This is a genomic window from Paucibacter sp. XJ19-41, from assembly GCF_028462495.1.
GTDB lineage: Bacteria > Pseudomonadota > Gammaproteobacteria > Burkholderiales > Burkholderiaceae_C > Roseateles_E.
On record NZ_JAQOWX010000032.1, the window covers coordinates 1 to 18,819 of the forward strand.

Genomic DNA, 18,819 nt, shown 5'->3' on the forward strand with positions numbered 1-18,819 from the left:
TCGGCCGAGCCGGCGCGCCGCCAGCACGGCCAGCGCGGCGCTGGCCAGCAGCGCCAGATCGACGCCGGCCACCGGCCAGTAGGCGCGGCCCAAGGTGCTCAGCAGATGATCGCCGGTGCTAGCCCAGTTCAGCAGCACGGCAGTGATCGCCAGGGCGGCCACCGCCCAGCACTGCTCGCCCCAGGCCGGTGCGATGCGGCCCTCGGACACCGGCGCCGTGCGCCACAGCGCATGGGCAAAAGCCAGCAGCCAGGCGCCCCAGAAGCCGTACTGCTCCCAGTCGCCGCGCGCCGGCAGATCGCCGGGCAGCAGACGGTTGGCGATCAGCACGGCCATGGTGGCGATCAGCATGCCGGTCACCGTGGTGACGGCCAGCGCATCGACCCAGCGCGCGCCGCTGAGCCCTTGCTTGGCATGCTGGCGCTTGCGCTTCTCGACGAAGAAGATGAAGCCCGTCGCGATGCAGACGCAGCCCGACAGCCCGCCCAGCACATAAAGCCAGCGCAGCAGCCAGTGGCGGAAGTGCTGCAGATGCAGGCCGGTCAGGAAGTTGTTGATGCCGGCCACCGCGGTGACCGGGGGATCCTCGCGGATCAGCGCGCCGCTGCTGCCCTTGAAGTGCATGCCCTCGCCGGTCAGCGTGACCCGGTCGGTGCCGGCGCGGTAGATGCTGACATAGGCATTGGCGTCGCCGACATGCTGCACGCTCAGAAAGCCGACCTCGCCGGCCATGCCCTTGGCGGCCCAGCGGCGCTGGGCCTCGGCCACCATCGCGTCGACCGAGGCCAACGCCGCCGGCTGGCCGGCGCGCTGGGCCGGCAGACCGGTTTCCATTGCCTCGTGCTGCTCATGCAGCTCGTGCAGCGGCTCCAGCTGGGTGTGGGTGACCGGGAAATAGATGCCGCCGAAGATCACCAGCCCCGACAGCGCGAAGATGAAGTGAAAGGGCAGGGCGACGACGCCGGTCAGGTTGTGCAGGTCCAGCGCGCTGCGCTGGGTGTGCTTTTTCGGCCGGAAGGTGAACAGCTCGCGGAAGATCTTGCGGTGCATCACGACGCCGCTGACCAGGGCCACCAGCATGATCAGGGCGGCGAAGCCGACGATCCAGGTGCCGAGGTTCTTCCAGTGCAGGTTCAGGCTGTAGTGCAGCGGGTAGAAGAACTGGCTGCCGATCTTCAGGTGGTCTTGCGGCAGTGGGCGGCCGTCGCGCGGATCGATGGTCAGGCTGCCCCAGACCACATCGTCGGCCTGCTTGGCATTGGGCAGCACAAAGCTGGTGAAGACGCTGAGCACCGGGTCGCGGTGCGTGGTGTAGGCGCCCCAGCTGTTGATGACCGGGAAGCTGTCGGCCATCGGACCGTTGACGCGCTCGCGCGCGGCCTCGATATTGGCCTCGTCGGGCTTGGTCATGGCCTTGAACACCGGTTGCAGCACCCGGTCGAACGAAGGCATCGGTTGCGGCGCGAAGCGCGATTCGGGAATCGCCCAGCGGTCGATCTCGCGATCGAACACCGACAGCGAGCCGAAGAAGAACACCACCATCAGCACAAAGCCCAGCACCAGGCCGAACCAGGTGTGCAGCCAGGCCATGGTGAGCCGGAAGTTCTGGAACACGGGTCTTACTCCTTGGGTCAGGGATTCAGAGCAGCGCGCGCTGGATCAGCCAGGCCGCCGCAGTCATCAGCGCGCCGCCACCCGCCAGCACACCCCAGACGCGGGCCAGGCTGCGGGCCGCGACGGCCCACAGAAACACCCCGAGGAAGTGGAGGAAGGCCAGCATATAGCTGAGCGACTCGGCATCGTGGAAAGGCATGCCGGCCGCGAACATCGATGCGATGAACAGCGCGACAAAGCCCCAGCAGAAGGCATAGCCGCCCAGCATCGCCGCCGCGATGCGGGCGACGACGTGCAGGCGGGACGGAGGGGTGAATGGGGTGCTGCTCATCGCGTGTCGCCGTCGCTTACCAGCGGTAGGCCAGCGAGCCCACCAGCTTGCGCTGGCTGCCGAACCAGCAGTCGCCCCGCTCCAGGCAGGAGGCGATATAGGTCTTGTCGGTGGCATTGCTGATATTGAGCGCGGCATGCCAGGGGCCCCGGTCCCAGGACAGCATCAGGTCCAGCAGGTTTGTCGAGGGCACGCTGGTGATGTCGGCGCCGTCCGCGGTCTTGCCCACATGGCGCAGCCCGACGCCGGCCTTGAAGCCGGCCAGGCCATAGGCGTCGAGCCGGTGCGTGGCCCAGACCGAGGCGCTGTGCTTGGGAATGCTGCTGAGCTGCTTGCCCAGATAGGCCCGGTCGCTGCCTTCGACCTTGGACTGGTAGGCGTCCATATAGGTGTAGCTGGCCAGCAGATCCCACTGGCGCAGGCTGGCGTTGAGCTCCAGCTCCAGGCCCTTGACCGTGACCTCGCCGCGCTGCACCGAGAAACCGACATGAGCAGGGTCCGGGTCATTGGTCAGGCGGTTGGTTTCGCGCAGCTCGTAGATGGCCGCAGCGGCCGTGATGTTGCGGTTGACCGGCGCCCATTTGAGGCCCAACTCGATCTGCTTGCCCTGCTTGGGCCTGAAGGCCTTGCCCTCGAAGTCCTTGCCCGCCACCGGCTCGAAGGACTCGGCATAGCTGGCATAGGGCGACCAGCCGCCATCCATCAGGTGCACCAGGCCCAGGTTCTTCGAGGTGGCGGAATCACGGGCATCGCCGCTCTTGACCTGGTCGTGGCGCAGGCCGGCTACCAGCACCCACTGCGGGCCGAACTTGATCTGGTCCTGCACGAGCAGCCCGGTCTGGCTGACACGGCTGATGTCGGCATTGACAGCGGACAGCGCCGGCAGCGGGAAGCTGCCATAGACCGGCTTGTAGACATTCAGCGCCGTGGCTGCGCCATCCCAGGACTTGTGGCCGCTGCGCGAGCGCATCGCGTCGACGCCCAGCAGCACGGTGTGCTGGATGGCGCCGAACTGCAGCCGGCCTTCCAGCAGCAGGTCGCTGTTGGTGATGCGGTTGCTGTCGTCGTTGGCAGACCAGGTGCGTTTCAGGTACTGGCCGTTCGGGTTGGCCTTGCCGTCGGCATCGAAGTAGCCTTCCCACCAGTTCGCATACATCGTGCGCATCTGGCCGTCGATGCGGTCATGGCGGAGCCGGTGCGTCAGCTTCCATTGCTCGTTCAGACGCTGCTCCCACTCGTAGCCCAGGCGCTTGCGTTCGCCGCCGTAGCGGTCCCAATCGGGCTCCCCGATGAAGACCGAGGGCGACAGATAGCCCTGCGGTCCCGGGCGCAGCGTGCCGTCTATCGGGAAGAAGGCATTGGTGTTGCCCGTCTTGTCCTTCTGGAACTCGCCGTAGACGCTCAGCTTGGCGCCGGCGAACGGTGTCCAGCTCAGCGAGGGCGCGAAAAACTGGCGCTCGTCATAGGCATGGTCGACCTGGGTGCCGCTGTCCTTGACCAGGCCGACCACCCGGTAGAGCAGGCTGGCGTCGCTGTTCAGCACGCCGCCCAGATCGGCGTAGATCTGCTTGTGGCCGTTATTGCCGAGCTGGACGCCGAGCTCGCGGAGGCTCTCGGCCTGCGGCCGCTTGGACACCAGGTTGACGACGCCACCGGGGCCATTCTGGCCGGCGATCACCGAGGCCGGGCCGCGCAGTACCTCGATACGCTCGAAGGCATAGGGCTCGTTGCGCACCACGCCCCACCAGCCGCTCAGCGGCAGGCGCAGGCCGTCCAGCAGGGTCGAGCCCTCGCTGCCGCCGCGCAGCGAGAACCAGTCGCCGCGGTTGTCCAGGCCGTACATCTCGGAGCGCACGCCGGCGCTGTAGCGCAGCACCTCCTGCATGGTCTGCGAGCTCTGGTCGCGGATCTGGTCGGCGCTGATCACCGAGATCGACTGCGGCACCTCGTTGAGCGGGGTGTCGGTCTTGGTGGCGGTGGCGCTGCGCTTGGCGACATAACCGTTGACCGGCCCGCCGGCGCTTTCCTTGTCGGCCGCAGCCTTGACCCGCACCGTCGGCAAGGCCTCGGCGGACTCGGGGGCGGGGCTGTTCTGCGCCCACAGCGCGGACGGCAGCAAAAGCAGCGCAGTGGCGCGGGCGATGGCGTGGGGACGCCAGGACTTCTGGGGGCTCATCAGCGGACAACTCCAGCGGGAATCAGGGGCGGGCAACGAGGGCGGGCGCGCTGCCTGGGCAGGCGCATCCGCTGTCGGGGGACTTCCGTGGCTGGCGATGGCTGGCGCGTCGGGCGGGCGGTCGCGCGCAGCGAGACCGCAAGAGGTGCAATCTTAATTGAGAATGATTCCCGTTATTGAATTCGCCCGCCGATCCGGTGGTGCTGATGCAACGGCCGTGCGCTCTGCAAACGCTTGCCAGCCTCACTAAATACTGTATATTTACACAGTATTGAGCGAGGGCCATCTCGCCAGCAAACCCGAGCGAGCGAGAGCATCACCATGAATCTCAATCTGAACGACCCTGACAGCATCATCGCCTGGTGGCGCGAGTTTCCCGAACGCCACTGGGACTATCTGGATGTGTTTGCCAAGCAGCCGCAGTTCATGGCCGCCGTGCGCCAGGCCCGCTTGCGCATCCGCAGCGACCCGCAGCTCGCGCCCATCCTGGACCGGGCGGTGAGCTCGGGCGCGGATCGCCGGCGCGCGATGGCGGCCTTGCTGGCTCGCCCGCGCGATCTTGAGATCGACGATGACGAGTTCGATCCCGGCGCCTACGGCTCGCACTGAGCGCCGCGCCTCCCTTTTTACCTTGCAGTTGCCGGGCGTTTGTTCTTCACGACCCGCGCGTTTTGCCCGACGGCCTTCTGAGGCCGTCGGGCTTTTTTTGCCGACCGCCGTTCGGCTGATCGGTCGTTCGTCAGGAAGCGTGCCGGGTCCGCTTGGCGCGGCGGGTGGTACTGGGAACAAGGCCTGGCTTCGGCGATGACATATCGCACCGATGGGCGCGCCATCAGTCGCTCGAAATAGGCGCCATCGATCATCCGAGTCTTTCTGTGGAGTCGCGATGCAGGGGGCCTGGTCTGTGCCGTGCCGCTCGGCCATGAGCCAGCATCGCGCCGCAGACATGGCCAACGTTGCCCGTTTTCCCGTCATCGCGCACGAACCGGTCTGCATATCGATCTTTCCGCCATGATGCTGAGCGCGCTCGTCGGCGCTCCTTGTCAGGGAAGGGCCTACTGGCCTGGGACTCACTAAGCCCTAAACTGCCCACCCGTTTCCGCGCCATTGGCAGGCGCGGCAATAGTGCGCGACCCCGTGTCCGTGCGCTCATAGAGGCCAAACTCAGGGAGTTTCCATGCTTTTAACGAACGTGCAACGTCGCTGTGCGGCGCTTGTTTTCGTCATGCTCAGCGCGTGTGGTGGTGGTGGTGGTGGTGGTGGTGGTGGTGGTGCCGACTCGGGCAATGCCCCGGCAATCACACCCCCTCCAACGACGATAGGAAGCTACGCTGTAGGTGGCTCGGTCAGTGGCTTGGCCGGCGGGGAGTTGGTCGTAGCGCTCAATGGCAGCCAGCTACTCAGCATCCGAAGCGATGGCATCTTCGCGTTTCCGCAGAAACTGGCTGATGGGACGTTGTATTCGGTTGCGGTGCATGCTCACCCGGCCTTACCCGCCCAGACCTGCTCTATCACCTCGGACCTTGCACGGGGCCAGGTGAGCGGCGCCGACAGTCGCCAAGCACTGATCCAATGTGGCGTCAATCACTATGGTATTGGCGGCACGGTCATCGGATTGAAGGGGCAAGGCCTTGCCCTCCAACTCAACGGGACGACGACCCTGCCGCTCGCTTCGGATGGCGACTTTCGGTTTCCCGACCAATTGCCCAGCGGCTCGACCTATCAGGTTCAAGTGAAATCTCAACCGCAGTCACCGGCGCAGACCTGTTCGCTCGGCAGCGGTACGGCGTCGGGCACTGTGGTTGCACTGGAGATCGGCGACCTGCGGGTCCAGTGCGCGACCAACCACTATGCCGTGACTGTTCAGGTCGCTGGCCTAACCGGCACAGGCCTCGTTCTGCGGAACAATGCAGCGGACGACCTCGCTGTCAGCGGCAACGGGTCTGCCACGTTCGCAGCGCCTGTATCCGCGAGTGCGGGCTATGCCGTCACGGTTCTACAGCAGCCGTCCTCACCCAGCCAGGCCTGCAGCGTGGTCAATGGCGTCGGTACCGCAGGGCCTTCGTCAGCCAATGTCGACACAGTCCGCGTGGTGTGCACGGATCGCAGCTTCACTGTCGCCGGTCAGATTCGAGGGCTCCAAGGAAGCGGCCTTGTGCTGCGCAACAATGGCGGCGACGAGACCGTTCCCGACCGCACCGGGCGCTTTCAGTTCCGTACGCCGGTTGCCAGTGGCGCTCGTTATGCCGTCACGGTGCGGACGCAGCCATCAAACCCGTCCCAGACCTGTACCGTCAATGCAGATACGGCCGTCGGACCGGTCACCGACGCGGATGTGAGCGGCGTCACGGTGTCATGCTCCACGAACGCATACAAGGTCGGAGGGGTGGTGCGTGGGCTTTGGGCGCCATCGCTCAGCCTCCAACTGAATGGCGCCGAGGATCTCGAGGTGCGCGGCGATGGCGCTTTCGAGTTCAAAGGTCCGCTTGCCAGCGGTTCGGCTTACCGGATCACCGTGAAGGCGCAGCCGCGCCGGCCGATGATGAACTGTGAGGTGATTGACGGAACAGGCGCAATATCTGCGGCTGACGTCGCGGCTCCTGTCGTGCAATGCGAGCCTGTCGGCGGAATGTTCGCATACTACCCTTCCATCTTTGGCGGGCTGGGTATGCTCGATATGGATCCGGCGACCGGCACATTCGCTCACTCGAGTGGCAATGGTTCCATATCCTTTTCCAGTGGCAGAGATCCGAAAGGTGCATCCTTCTCGGCAGACGGGGCGCTGGTGTTTGCTGCGAACGGCGATACAGGCGTGCCGTACTCGGGCTCATTGGACATGGTAACCCTGGATCCCCAAACTGGCCGGCTGGGTCGGATGGTGACCGAGATCATGAACTTGGACCGGCCGACCGGTATTACGGCCCATCCCTCAGGAAAGTACGCCTATTCCCCGACCAGGAACGGGAAGATCCGCTCGTTCAAGGCAGATCCCTTGGCCGGCACTCTGAAGCAGGTCGGCGAAATCACCTCCACGCTGTGGGAGGGGCGTGACGGTATCGTCGATCCAGCCGGGCGCTTCCTGTACGTGCAGTCTCCCACGGGTCACATCGAGGTGCTGCGCATCAGTGCGGTCGATGGGACCCTGACCTGGGTTCAGACAGCCCGGCCTTTCACGGACCCGCCGCGGATGGAGATGAAACTACATCCCTCGGGCCGCTTCCTCTATGTATTGCAGGGAGGGGTGTCGGGGATCGACTGGTTGCCTGGCTCGATTGCCACCATGTCGGTGGATGCCGAGTCGGGGCGCCTTACTTCAATCGGCTCGACCGGTGATCTGGGGAAGAACTCCCAGGCACTGGCCTTGCATCCATCCGGGCGTTATTTGTATGTCAACAGTGCGGGCCATTTCGACCATGGGCCGACGATGCCCATGGTTTTCGGGTCGCTGACCGCGATGTCGATCGATCCGGTCACGGGATTGCCATCGCGCCTGCAGCCTGACATTGACAATGGTTTCCCGGTTGCCTCCTGTGTCAGCGTCGATGTGTCGGGCCGCTATCTCTACGCAGATACCCTCTTGCCCGACGATTCAAGGGTAATCAGATTGTTTCGGATTGATGCCGGCACTGGAAAGCTGAGATTCGAGCGCAATCTTGCGAGGAATCTGCCGTGCCCGATGTATCGGGAGTCGGGTCTGTGACTAGGCCAGCGAGTTGCAGCGCTATAAGTGCCGCAACTGCGCCAAGGTGTTCAACGCCTTGACCGGCACACCGCTAGCGCGACTGCGTCAAAAGGCCAAGTGGCTGACTCAGGCACAGGTGTTGCGCCGAGGGGCTGAGCGTGCACCAGACGGCGCAGTGGTTGGATGTCGCGCCAAGCTTCGCGTTTCGCTGGCGTCACCGTTTTCTGCAACTGCCAAAAGACGTCAAGGCGCATGCTCTGCTCGGCGTGATCGAGGCGGACGAAACCTTTTTCCTGCGCTTGTACAAGGGGCAGCAAGTCAAGGGGCGCGCCCGGCGTCGGCGCGGCGGCAGTGCCGCCAAGCGAGGCTTGTCTGATGAGCAGGTGCCTGTGCTGGTGGCGCGCGACCGCTCGGGATTGAGCATGGACTTCATCTTGGAAGTGGCGGACAAGGCGCACGAGCTTGCCGTTCTGGCGCCACTGCTCGCCAGCGACTCCATCCTGCGCTCGGACGGCGGTGGCGGGTTGGTGGCCGTCGCACGCAAGCTCGACATCGAGCGCCATGTGCTCAATATGTCCAAGGGTTCGCGAGCACAGGGGCCGTGGTATTTTCAGAACGTCAACGCTTATCATGGTCGACTCAAAAACTGGATGGCGCGCTTCAAGGGAGCCACCTCTTACCTAGCCAGTTATCTTGGGATGGTTCGGAGCCAATGGATCGGTCGCCTCGAACTCGCGACCAGATCGCGTCATTGCTAGCTCTGGCTGCAGCCATGTGATCGCAGGCCTCAAAAAGACCTTTGCTGCGAACAAGGCCCGATGCACCGCGATGCGTCACTGGCCGAGAGCGGGATGCTCATATTCGGGCTCCGCAGCCCAACAGGAGTCTTGCCGAATCGCAGCGCACGGAAGACGCGACGAAAATTGCGGCGAGGAAAGCCGAGCTGGATGAGGCTTGCCACGATTTGGCCGAAGCTGAAAAGCCGCCAATACCAAGGCATCCCCCAAAATAGGTGGCGTGGCATCTAATCTCTTTAAGTTATTTCGGGCACAGTAGCGACCACACGAAGTGACCGCATGCCCTCCAGGGTGGCGAGATCATGTTTGGCCCGAGGGGGGGTGAATGCGTTTTTGGCAGCTCATAGCACAGGCGTGCCTGTCCATCAATATATTGGCCGGCTGCGGCGGCGGTGGTGGGGGCGAGCCTAACACCAGCACACCTCCGCCCGCTGCGGCTGCCATCGTGGGCCAGCCCTCCGACCAGACTGTCATAGAAGGCAGCGCAGCAACATTTGGAGTGACTGCGGTCAACGCAGTCGGATATCAATGGCAGATCAAATCTGCCGGAGGATCGTTCACCGACATCGCTGGAGCGACATCAGCGACCTACACGACATCAGCGACGGTTACTTCAATGACGGGTACGCAATACCGCGTCGTAGTCACCGGTAGCACTAACTCGGTTACGAGTTCGGCCGTCGTGCTGACCAGCATGACGCTAGTCATCGCCCCAACGATCATCGTGCAGCCGCCTGCCATTGCCTTGACCGAGGGGCAGTCGGCCAACTTCTCGGTGACGGCCACTGGTACGTCGCTAACCTACCAATGGCAGGTGAGCATTGACAACGGAATTCATTGGGTCCATATCGACACAGCCACAAGCGCGACCTTGAATGTCACCGCAGTCGCCGTGCCCGACAACGGCAAGCGCTATCGCGTTGTCGTCCGCAATGCTGCGAGCAGCATCGCCAGCGATGCTGCTTTGCTGACAGTGCAGGCGGCACCCGCCGTGCCGTTCTTCACCACACAGCCGGCTAACACCTCGGTCACTGCCGGCCGTAGCGCCATGTTCAGCGCGATGGCCAACGGCAACCCGGCACCGGCGATTCAGTGGCAGGTCAGTACCAATGGTGGCAGTGCATGGACCGATCTGCCGGGGGCCGTCGCCGGTAGCTATGCTATCGCGGCAACGACGAAGGCCGACGATGGTCGCCAGTATCGTGCGGTCGCAACGAATACCGCCGGCTCGCAGACCAGCATGCCTGCGCTGCTTACCGTGGAACCGGCGCCGGTGGAGCCTCGTTTCGTGACCTCCCCTGCCGATGTCGCGACAACAGCGCCGACGGGCGCGGCTTTCACGGTTGCCACGACGGGCACACCGACCCCGACCCTGCAGTGGCAGGTGAGCACTGACGGCGGTACGAGTTGGAGCAACGTCACGGGTGCTACCGGCGCCACGCTGAGCTTGGCCACGACAACACTGGTCGACTCAGGGAAGCGATTTCGCGCGGTTGCTACAAACACTGCCGGTGTCGTCGTCAGTACTGTAGGCACGCTGACCGTCACACCAGGTTTCACCTTCTCGGTGCATCCGGCTGACGCCAGCATCAGTGCAGGGGAGGCCGTGTCCTTCACTGCGTCGGCAGAGGGTGCGACTGCAGTGCAGTGGCAGGTCAGCTTGGATGAGGGGACCACCTGGCAGGACATCCGATGGGCCATGGGCACCGTCCTTGCGCTACCAGCCACTGCACCATGGGACGCCGGCAAGCGTTTCCGTGCTGTCGCAACTCAGGGGATCCGTACCATCAAGAGTCTACCTGCGAAGTTATCGTTCCACAGCATCCCAGCAACAGGGCTGAGCCTGCTGGCGGGGCAGATCGGGGGCTTCGGCAGTACTGACGGTAGAGCTGGAGCGGCGCGCTTCAACGAGCCCCGAGGCATCGCCATGGCACCCAATGGCGACATGGTTGTCGCCGATCACCTCAATTCCACGATAAGAAGAATTAGACCTGACGGCGGCGTGACAACCTTGGCCGGCTCGCCGCTGGCATCGGGCAGCGGCGACGGGACAGGTGCGGCGGCGCAATTCCGGAAGCCGCACAGCGTCGCGGTCGATGGTGCTGGCAACGTTTACGTTGCTGATGATTCGGCCGGTCTTCGCAAGATCACACCGGCCGGTGTCGTGACGACACTGGCGCATGGGGGCGGGGCAAGTGCGCTTGCTGTCGACGGTGCGTCGAACGTCTATGTCGCCAACCGCAGCATTCGCAAGCTTTCGCCGACCGGCCAGTTCAGCGTGCTTGTAGACGAAGTCACCGCCGACCTCGCTGATCCCAAAGGTATGGCCGTGGATGCGGCCGGAAATATCTACGTGAGCGATACCGATAACGGGCGAATCCGGAAGATCACATCTGCTGGCGTGGTATCCACGGTAGCCGGCGTGAAGGGGGACCGACAGATGGTCGACGGCACCGCCGTCGAGGCGCGTTTTCAGGCCCCTAAGGGGATTGCTGTGGACGCAGTTGGAAACCTCTATGTCGTTGAAGGCCTTGGGGCCGCAGTCCGCAAGATCACGCCGACGGGCATAGTGTCGACATTGGCTGGAGGCTCCGGCAATCATGGCCTGCTCGATGGGATGGGGCGTGCAGCGGAGTTCGCTTGGCCATCCGGTATCGTGGTCGATGCGATGGGGCACCTCTTTGTCGCCGATACCGACATGCATCGCATCCGCAAGATCACGCCGGCTGGCGACGTCAGTACCTTCGCCGGTGCACCGCCGACTTGGAGCAGCGTTGACAGCATCGGCAGCCTGGCACGCTTCGGCGAACGGCTTTCAGGAGGCATGGGCCTGGCGGCGGACACTGCGGGCAATATCTATGTCGCCGATTCCGGCAGTCGCTCGATCCGCAAGGTGACGCCGAACGGCTCGGTGAGTACGCTGCCGGGTCAGGCGACTGCGCCCGATTGGCTCACTGGTGTCAACGCACCGGATGATGTGGACATTGATGCCAATGGTCGTCTGTATGTGGCCCAGATGTTCGGTCACGGCTTTCACACCGTCAATGCTGGTGGCATCGTGTACTCGCTGTTCCCCGGCGTCGATCGTGTCGCGGTTGACGCGAACGGAAATGTCTACACCTCCAGCATCCAGAGCATTTTGAAGACCACACCACAGGGTGCGGTCACACTTCTGCCGCAGGTCGGCCGAGTTGGAGCGGTTGACGCGGCCGGTAATCTGTATATCTCGACCGGCACAACCATCGAAAAAATATCGCCAGCGGGCGTCGCGTCGACGTTGGCTGGCCTAGCGGGAACCAAGGGGGCGGCTGACGGTACCTGCAGCTCAGCGCGTTTTTACGACGTGGGACCGATGGCGTTCGATTCGCTTGGCAATCTGTATGTGGCGGACAACCAGACGATTCGCAAGCTTACGCCAGACTGTACCGTCACGACGGTACTCGGGATGCCAGGCCTGCAGGGGGTTGTGCTCGGCAGCAACGGGCGCCTGTCGCACCCGAAGGGCCTCGTAATGCTCGACTCAAAGCGCATGGCTATTGCATCGGAGAACGCGGTGTTGCTGTTCACGATGCCTTAGCCGATCACGACAACTCTGTCATGAACACCATGGAACACCGGCCGCCACTGCTGCAACAGGTTCTGAACGAATCTGGGCAGCCCGGCGCCTCAGTCGTACGGGGCGCCCAGCAGGGCGGGCTCGACGCGAGCTTGGACATTGAGTTAAGCATCTCATCTAAGTCGGCCGAGCCAAAGAAAAAGGCCTTGAATATCAAGGCCTGAGGATTCGCGTGGTGGAGAGGAGGAGGATCGAACTCCCGACCTCCGCATTGCGAACGCGGCGCTCTCCCAGCTGAGCTACCCCCCCGATGCGAGCAAAAAGTATAGCAATCGCACAAGCCATCATGGCCGGGCCTCACTGCGGGTTTTCGGCGAGAGCGCGCGTGGGGCGGGCTGGGGGACACTTGTGGCCATCTCGGTCCGCAACGACAAGCAAAGGATGCCCCATGGCCGACCACGCTCCCGAGTGGTTTGACACGCAGTACGACAACCGGGCCCGCGTGGCCGACAGCGCGCAGATCCTCGAGCGCTGGACGCGGGCGGCGCAGCTGTCGCGCGAGAAATCGGCGTGCCGGCTGGACCTGGCTTATGGCCCGCATGCCAGCGAGCGCCTGGACCTGTTCCCGGCCCAGACCGAGCACTCGGCGCTGGCCCCGGTGCTGGTCTTCATCCACGGCGGCTACTGGCGGGCGCTGGACAAGGCCGATCATTCCTTCCTGGCCCCGGTCTTCACCGACGAGGGGGCGATGGTGGTGATCCCGAATTACGCGCTGTGCCCCGGCGTCAGCATGGAACACATCCCGCTGCAACTGGTGCAGGCCCTGGCCTGGGTCTGGCGGCATGCGGCCGAGCATGGCGGCGATCCGAACCAGATCGTGCTGGTCGGCCATTCGGCCGGCGGCCATCTTGCGGCGATGCTGGCCTGTTGCGACTGGAAGGCGGTGGCACCGGATCTGCCGCGCCATCTGGTCAAGGGCGTGCTGTCGATCTCGGGCCTGCATGATCTGGAGCCGCTGCGCCATGCGCCGTCCTTCCAGCGCGATCTGCGCCTGGATGCCGATGCGGTGCGGCGCCTGAGCCCGGTCAATTTTCCGGCGCCCGACGAGACGCCGGTGTACTGCGTGGTCGGCGCCAAGGAGAGCGAGGAGTTCAAGCGCCAGAACGGCCTGCTGCGCCAGGTCTGGGGGGCGCGCAGCGTGCCGGTCTGCGAGGAGGTGCCAGGTCTTGACCATTTCAGCATACTGCACGATCTGGCCAACCCGGAAGGCCGCAGCCATCAGCTGGCGCGCAAGCTGCTCGAACTGCGTTGGTACAGCGGCCTGTTGTAGTCCTCAGGTCGCCATATAGCGGCCGGGCCGGTGATTGACCGCCAGCGCGGCATTGATGGCCGCCATGCCCAGCAGCGACAGGCCGATGCGGTCGGCCGGCACAAAGGCGGTCGAGGCCAGCAGGATGAGCGCGTCCAGCCCGGCCTGCACATAGCCGGCACGCCAGCCGTAGCGTTCCTGCAGATACAGCACCAGCACATTGAGCCCGCCCAGGCTGGCTCGGTGGCGAAACAGGATCAGCATGCCGGCGCCGATCAGCAGGCCGCCGGCGATGGCGCCGAACCAGGGGTTCAGATCGGCAAAGCGCAGCCAGCGCGGCAGCAGCTCGGACAGCAGCGACATCAGGCTTACCGCCAGCACGGTCTTGACGGTGAAGGCCAGTCCCAGCCGGCGATAGGCCAGCCAGTAGAAGGGCAGGTTCAATGTGAAGAACAGCGCGCCGAAAGGCAGGCCGCTGCCGTAATGGATCAGGAAGGCGATGCCCACCGTGCCGCCGGTCAGCATGCCGGCCTGCTTGAACAGGGCCACGCCCAGCGCGACGAACAAGGTGCCGGTGATCAGCGCCTGCGCGTCCTCGAACAGGCTGTGACGGAAGCTGCGGCTGCTCAGCCTGGCATTGCTCATTCGACGATGCCGCTGAGGAAAAACTTGATCACGCCCTTGGCCGCGAAGCCCACCAGGCCAAAGCCCAGGCCCAGCAGCAGGATGAAGGTACCCAGCTTGCCGGCCTTGGACTCGCGGGCCAGCTGCAGAATGATGAAGACCATATAGAGCATGAAGGCGGCCACGCCGAAGCTCAGGCCGAAGGTCGCGATCTGCTCCTCGCTGTAGCCGAACATCGCCGTCAGTCCTTGGGGCTCACCAGATCGCGGTAGGCATGCCAGCTGGCATGGCCCAGCAGCGGCAGGATCACGATCAGGCCCAGCATCAGCGTGAGCATGCCGATCAGGGTCAGCCCCATGATCAGCAGGGCCCACAGCGCCACCGGCGCCGGATGCTCGAGCACGACGCGCCAGCTGGTGAATACCGCGGCGAGCACCGAGACGCGGCGGTCCAGCAGCATCGGGATCGCGACCACGCTGGAAGCGAACACCGGTGCGGCCAGCAGTGCACCCAGCCCCAGCCAGGCCTCGAACAGCAGCGACTGTTCGCTCAACACCACCTGGCGCAGAAAGTCCAGCGGCTTGGCGATGGCGCCGGGGGCGAACACCGTGATCAGCGAGGCCGAGGTCAGCACCCAGCCGCTGCCGGCCAGGGCCAGCAGCAGGCCGAACAGGATCAGCCGCCCGTCATGCGGCCGCCAGGCCTGCAGCACGGTGCTCCAGCCGGGACGCTCGCCACGCTCCAGCGCACGGCTGATCGCATAAAGCCCGGTGGCCAGGATGGGGGCGACCAGCAGAAAGCCACTGAAGGCGCCGGCCAGCAGCCAGAAACGCTCGCGCGCCAGCCAGAAGATCAGGCTCCCGCCGGCGGCCATCAAGAGGCCATGGGCCAGCGAGGGGCCCGGGCAGCGGCGCAGATCGGCCAGACCGCGCGCCAGCCAGCCCAGCGGGCGCAGCAAGGGGATGGGCTTGACGCCGAAACGGCGCGATTCCTGCAGGGCGTGTTGGGTTCGCATCGAGGATCCGATAGTGCCAGTGCGAGTGTGCACCCGTCTTGACCTGGATCAGGTCGGCAGCTGTCGTGCCAGGTCTTGCAGCGCCGCCGGCTCGGCACTGGCCAGCTCAAGCCGGCGCGCCTGGGCCAGCTGCGGAAAATGGCCCTGCAGCGAGCGCTCGTAGCCGGGGTCGTAGTGCTCGCGCATCAACGCGGCGAACAGCGTGGCCCAGTGGCCGGCGCGGGCCTGGGCCTGCCAGCCGCGCACCGTGTCGCGGCCGCGCAGCGTGATCAGGCCATCGATCAGGGTGCAGAAGCCCTCGGGATCGGCGCGGAAATGCGCATAGTCCTGCAGCAAGAGTTCGACCCGCGCGGCCTCGGGCAGCTCCAGCCACAGGCAGGGGCTGGCGCGCATGCGCTCATGCAAGGCCTCGGGCACGCGCAGCTGGCCGATCTTGCGGCTCTCGCTCTCGACATAGATAGGCCTGGATGGGTCGAGCGCGCGCAGGCGCAGCCATAGCAGGCTGTCGAAGCGCTTCTGGCTCGGCTGGGGCTCGCCGGGCAGGCCACCCAACACCGAGCCGCGATGCGCGGCGCAGGCCTCCAGATCCAGCACCTGGGCGCCCTCGGCGGCCAAGGCCTGCAGCAAGCGCGTCTTGCCGCTGCCAGTGCGGCCGCACAGCAGCTGCAGCTGCAGGGCTGCCGGCCATTGCGCCAGGTCCTCGCGCACCTGGGCCCGGTAGGCCTTGTAGCCGCCTTGCAGCTGGCGTGCCTTGAAGCCGATCTGGCCGAGGAACCAGGTCATCGCGCCGGACCGCTGGCCGCCGCGCCAGCAATAGACTAGCGGCCGCCAGCTCTTGGGCAGCGGCGCCGAATGCGCATCCAGATGGGCGGCGATATTGCGTGCCACCATCGCCGCGCCGATCTTGCGGGCCTCGAAGGGCGAGCTCTTGTAGAGCGTGCCAACGACGATGCGCTCTTCGTTGCTGAGCACCGGCCAGTTCAGTGCGCCGGGCAGATGGTCCTCGGCGAACTCGGCCGGCGTGCGCACATCGACGATGGCATCGAAGCGGCCCAGCTCGGCCAGCGCCTCGGGCGCCGCGACGACATGGGAGGGCAGGGTGCTCATGAAGGCAGCGAGACGGCGTCCAGCAGCTCGGTTTCGATCTGCAGCTGGGCCTTGTTCTGCTGCAGCGCGGCGCCGTCGACCAGAAAGGTGTCCTCGACCCGCTCGCCCAAGGTCGAGATCTTGGCCAGCTGCAGATTGATGCCGTGCCGGGCCAGCACGCGGGCGATCGCATAGAGCAGGCCGGCGCGGTCGCTGGTGCTGATCGAGAGCAGCCAGCGCTGCGCGCGCTCGTCGGGCCGCAGCGCGATGCGCGGCGTGAAGGGGAAGGACTTGACTCGGCGCGACAAGCGGCCGCGCTTGGGTTCGGGCAGCGGGCCTTCGGCGTTCAGCGCCTCGCCGAGCTTGGACTCGACCAGGGGCACCAGATCGCGGTGATGCGATTCGAGGTCGGAGCTGGTGACCTGGAAGGTGTCCAGCGCATAGCCCTTGCGGGTGGTGTGGACCTTGGCGTCGAGGATGTTGAAGCCGGCGCCATCGAAATAGCCGCAGATGCGGGCGAACAGGTCCTGGCGATCCGGCGCATAGACCAGCACCTGCAGGCCTTCGCCGATCGGCGAGGGGCGGGCGCGCACGATCGGGGTGGCGGCCTGCACATGGCGCCACAGCGAGCGCGCATGCCAGGCCAGATCGCCGGCCTCGTGGCGGGCGAAATAGCTCAGCTCCAAGGTGGCCCACAGCGGCGCCTCGGTATCGGGCAGCATCGAATGCAGGGCCAGCTTCTCGCGCGCCTCCTGCTTGCGGGCCTCGATATCGGCCGCCAGATTGGGCTTGGCGCCGCCCAGGGCGCGCAGCGCCAGCCGGTACAGGTCCTCCAGCAGCTTGCCCTTCCAGGCATTCCAGACCTTGGGGCTGGTGCCGCGGATATCGGCCACGGTCAGCAGGTACAGCGCGGTGAGGCGACGCGCATTGCCCATCTTCTGGGCAAAGGCGGCGATCACCTCGGGGTCGGACAGGTCTTCCTTCTGCGCCACCCGGGACAGGGTCAGGTGTTGCTCGACCAGGAACACGACCAGCGCGCTGTCCTCGCGCGACAGGCCGTGGTCACGGCAGAAGCGCCGGGCCTCGACCGCGCCGAGGTCGGAGTGGTCGCCGCCGCGGCCCTTGGCCACATCGTGGAAGAGGGCGGCGATATAGAGCAGATAGGGCTTGTCGAACTGCGCGGCCAGCTGCGAGCAGAAGGTGTACTCGTGCGCATGCTCGGGGATGAAGAAGCGCCGCACATTGCGCAGCACCATCAGAATGTGCTGGTCCACCGTGTAGACATGGAACAGGTCGTGCTGCATCTGGCCGACGATGCGGCGGAACACCCACAGATAGCGGCCCAGCACCGAGGTCTGGTTCATCAGCCGGAAGGCATGGGTCTGCCCTTCCGGCTGCTGCAGGATCTGCATGAACATCGCGCGGTTGGCCGGGTCGCGGCGGAAGGCGCCGTTCATCTGCTCGCGGGCGTTGTAGAGCGCGCGCAAGGTGCGCGCCGACAGGCCCTTGATGCCGGGCGTCTGCTGGTAGACCAGAAAGGTCTCGAGAATCGCGTGGGGCTCGCGCTCGTAGAGGTCGTCGCTGACGACCTCCAGCATGCCGGCGCGCTCCATGAAGTGCGCATTGATCGTGCGGCGCAGGTCTTGCTGCGAGCCGTTGATCTGCTCCTCCAGGTTCAGCATCAGCACCTGGTTGAGCTGGCTGACGGCCTTGGCGGCCCAGTAGTAGCGCCGCATCAGCACCTCGGAGGCGCGCTGGCCCGGGCTGTTCTCGTAGCCGAAGCTCAGCGCGACGGCGGTCTGCAGATCAAACACCAGCCGGTCCTCGCGGCGGCCGGCCACCGCGTGCAGGCGGCAGCGGATCAGGTTCAGCAGGCCCTCGTTGCGCTGCAGCTGGCGGCTCTCGAAGGGCGTGATCAGGCCGCGTTGGGCCAGCGCACGCCAGGTCTTGCCCAGGCCGGCGGCGCGGGCGATCCAGATCAGCAGCTGCAGATCACGCAGGCCGCCGGGGCTTTCCTTGCAGTTGGGCTCCAGCGAATAGGGCGTGTCGTCGTATTTGGTGTGGCGCTGGCGCATCTCCAGCGTCTTGGCGCGCAGGAAGGCACGCGCATCCATGGCCTGGCCGAGCGCCTTCTCAAAGCGCTTGAACAGGGGCCGGGCGCCGGCCAGCGGGCGTGCTTCCAGCATCGCGGTCTGCACCGTGACGTCGCCGGCCGCTTCCTGCAGGCATTCGCCCAGCGTGCGCACCGAGGAGCCGATCTCCAGCCCGGTGTCCCAGCAGGCGGTGATGAAGGCCTCGATGCTGCTCTTGACGGCGCCGGGCTGGTGGGCCTCGCAGCCGTCGGGCAGCAGCAGCAGCACATCGACATCGGAGTAGGGAAACAACTCGCCGCGGCCATAGCCGCCGACGGCGGCCAGGCAGGCCCCGGCCGGCATGCCGGCCTGGGCCCACAGCGTCTGCAGCAGCGCATCGACCTGGCGCGCCAGCTGGCGCATCAGGGTGTGGGCGGCCGTGACGCTGGCCTTGTGTTGCAGGAAGTCGGCGATCAGCGCCTGCTTGCCCTGCTTGAGCTGGCGGCGCAGCTCGGCGATGTCCAGGGTCGTGCCGCCGCCGGGCGTAGCGAGCATGG

At 65.4% G+C, this 18,819-nt stretch carries 13 protein-coding genes, 1 tRNA gene and 1 pseudogene; 6 read left to right on the forward strand and 9 right to left on the reverse strand.

Features of this window, described 5'->3' with window-relative positions; genetic code table 11:
* The 3 genes from PO768_RS10585 to PO768_RS10595 form a co-directional block, all read right to left on the reverse strand.
* Positions 1-1,614: PepSY-associated TM helix domain-containing protein (locus tag PO768_RS10585; RefSeq protein WP_272646042.1), on the reverse strand; the 1,614-nt coding region annotated here is incomplete at its 3' end.
* A 25-nt stretch (positions 1,615-1,639) separates the two neighbouring features.
* On the reverse strand, positions 1,640-1,945 hold the full coding sequence (locus tag PO768_RS10590) for an iron uptake protein (protein WP_272646043.1): 306 nt from the start codon (positions 1,943-1,945) through the stop codon (positions 1,640-1,642).
* A 16-nt stretch (positions 1,946-1,961) separates the two neighbouring features.
* The gene (locus PO768_RS10595) at positions 1,962-4,121 is read right to left on the reverse strand and encodes a TonB-dependent siderophore receptor (RefSeq protein WP_272646044.1); all 2,160 of its coding nucleotides are present in this window, start codon (positions 4,119-4,121) and stop codon (positions 1,962-1,964) included.
* 321 nt (positions 4,122-4,442) lie between these two features.
* Here PO768_RS10595 and PO768_RS10600 point away from each other — a divergent pair, with 321 nt between their 5' ends.
* The 5 genes and pseudogenes from PO768_RS10600 (at position 4,443) to PO768_RS10620 (ending at position 12,380) form a co-directional block, all read left to right on the forward strand.
* Positions 4,443-4,730: a hypothetical protein gene (locus PO768_RS10600; protein ID WP_272646045.1), complete on the forward strand. Its 288-nt coding sequence runs from the start codon at positions 4,443-4,445 to the stop codon at positions 4,728-4,730.
* 568 nt (positions 4,731-5,298) lie between these two features.
* Entirely contained in the window at positions 5,299-7,821 is a 2,523-nt protein-coding gene (locus tag PO768_RS10605; protein WP_272646046.1) for a lactonase family protein, read from the forward strand.
* 4 nt (positions 7,822-7,825) lie between these two features.
* A pseudogene (locus PO768_RS10610) lies at positions 7,826-8,581 on the forward strand (IS1595 family transposase); the annotation flags it as partial.
* Positions 8,582-9,045: 464 nt separating this feature from the next.
* Positions 9,046-12,177: an NHL domain-containing protein gene (locus PO768_RS10615; protein WP_272646047.1), complete on the forward strand. Its 3,132-nt coding sequence runs from the start codon at positions 9,046-9,048 to the stop codon at positions 12,175-12,177.
* A 20-nt stretch (positions 12,178-12,197) separates the two neighbouring features.
* Positions 12,198-12,380: a hypothetical protein gene (locus tag PO768_RS10620; RefSeq protein ID WP_272646048.1), complete on the forward strand. Its 183-nt coding sequence runs from the start codon at positions 12,198-12,200 to the stop codon at positions 12,378-12,380.
* Positions 12,381-12,389: 9 nt separating this feature from the next.
* On the opposite strand, the gene PO768_RS10625 is transcribed toward PO768_RS10620, so the two are convergent.
* Positions 12,390-12,465: transfer RNA gene (locus tag PO768_RS10625), tRNA-Ala, on the reverse strand.
* Positions 12,466-12,604: 139 nt separating this feature from the next.
* Here PO768_RS10625 and PO768_RS10630 point away from each other — a divergent pair.
* Positions 12,605-13,486 (forward strand): alpha/beta hydrolase, encoded by an 882-nt coding sequence (locus PO768_RS10630; RefSeq protein ID WP_272646049.1) that lies wholly within the window; start codon positions 12,605-12,607, stop codon positions 13,484-13,486.
* Positions 13,487-13,489: 3 nt separating this feature from the next.
* Here the strand turns inward: PO768_RS10630 and PO768_RS10635 are convergent, their stop codons facing one another.
* Genes PO768_RS10635 through PO768_RS10655 form a run of 5 tightly spaced genes read right to left on the reverse strand, consistent with a single transcriptional unit; the run spans position 13,490 to position 18,817 of the window.
* Positions 13,490-14,110: a YitT family protein gene (locus PO768_RS10635; RefSeq protein WP_272646050.1), complete on the reverse strand. Its 621-nt coding sequence runs from the start codon at positions 14,108-14,110 to the stop codon at positions 13,490-13,492.
* Entirely contained in the window at positions 14,107-14,325 is a 219-nt protein-coding gene (locus tag PO768_RS10640; RefSeq protein ID WP_137942419.1) for a DUF2788 domain-containing protein, read from the reverse strand. The genes PO768_RS10635 and PO768_RS10640 overlap by 4 nt, the downstream gene beginning before the upstream one ends.
* A 5-nt stretch (positions 14,326-14,330) precedes the next feature.
* Positions 14,331-15,104 (reverse strand): DUF2189 domain-containing protein, encoded by a 774-nt coding sequence (locus PO768_RS10645; RefSeq protein ID WP_272646051.1) that lies wholly within the window; start codon positions 15,102-15,104, stop codon positions 14,331-14,333.
* A 48-nt stretch (positions 15,105-15,152) separates the two neighbouring features.
* The gene (gene mnmH / locus PO768_RS10650; protein ID WP_272646052.1) at positions 15,153-16,211 is read right to left on the reverse strand and encodes a tRNA 2-selenouridine(34) synthase MnmH; all 1,059 of its coding nucleotides are present in this window, start codon (positions 16,209-16,211) and stop codon (positions 15,153-15,155) included.
* On the reverse strand, positions 16,208-18,817 hold the full coding sequence (locus tag PO768_RS10655; RefSeq protein WP_272646053.1) for a [protein-PII] uridylyltransferase: 2,610 nt from the start codon (positions 18,815-18,817) through the stop codon (positions 16,208-16,210). The genes mnmH and PO768_RS10655 overlap by 4 nt, the downstream gene beginning before the upstream one ends.
* Between the last annotated feature and the right edge of the window lie 2 nt (positions 18,818-18,819).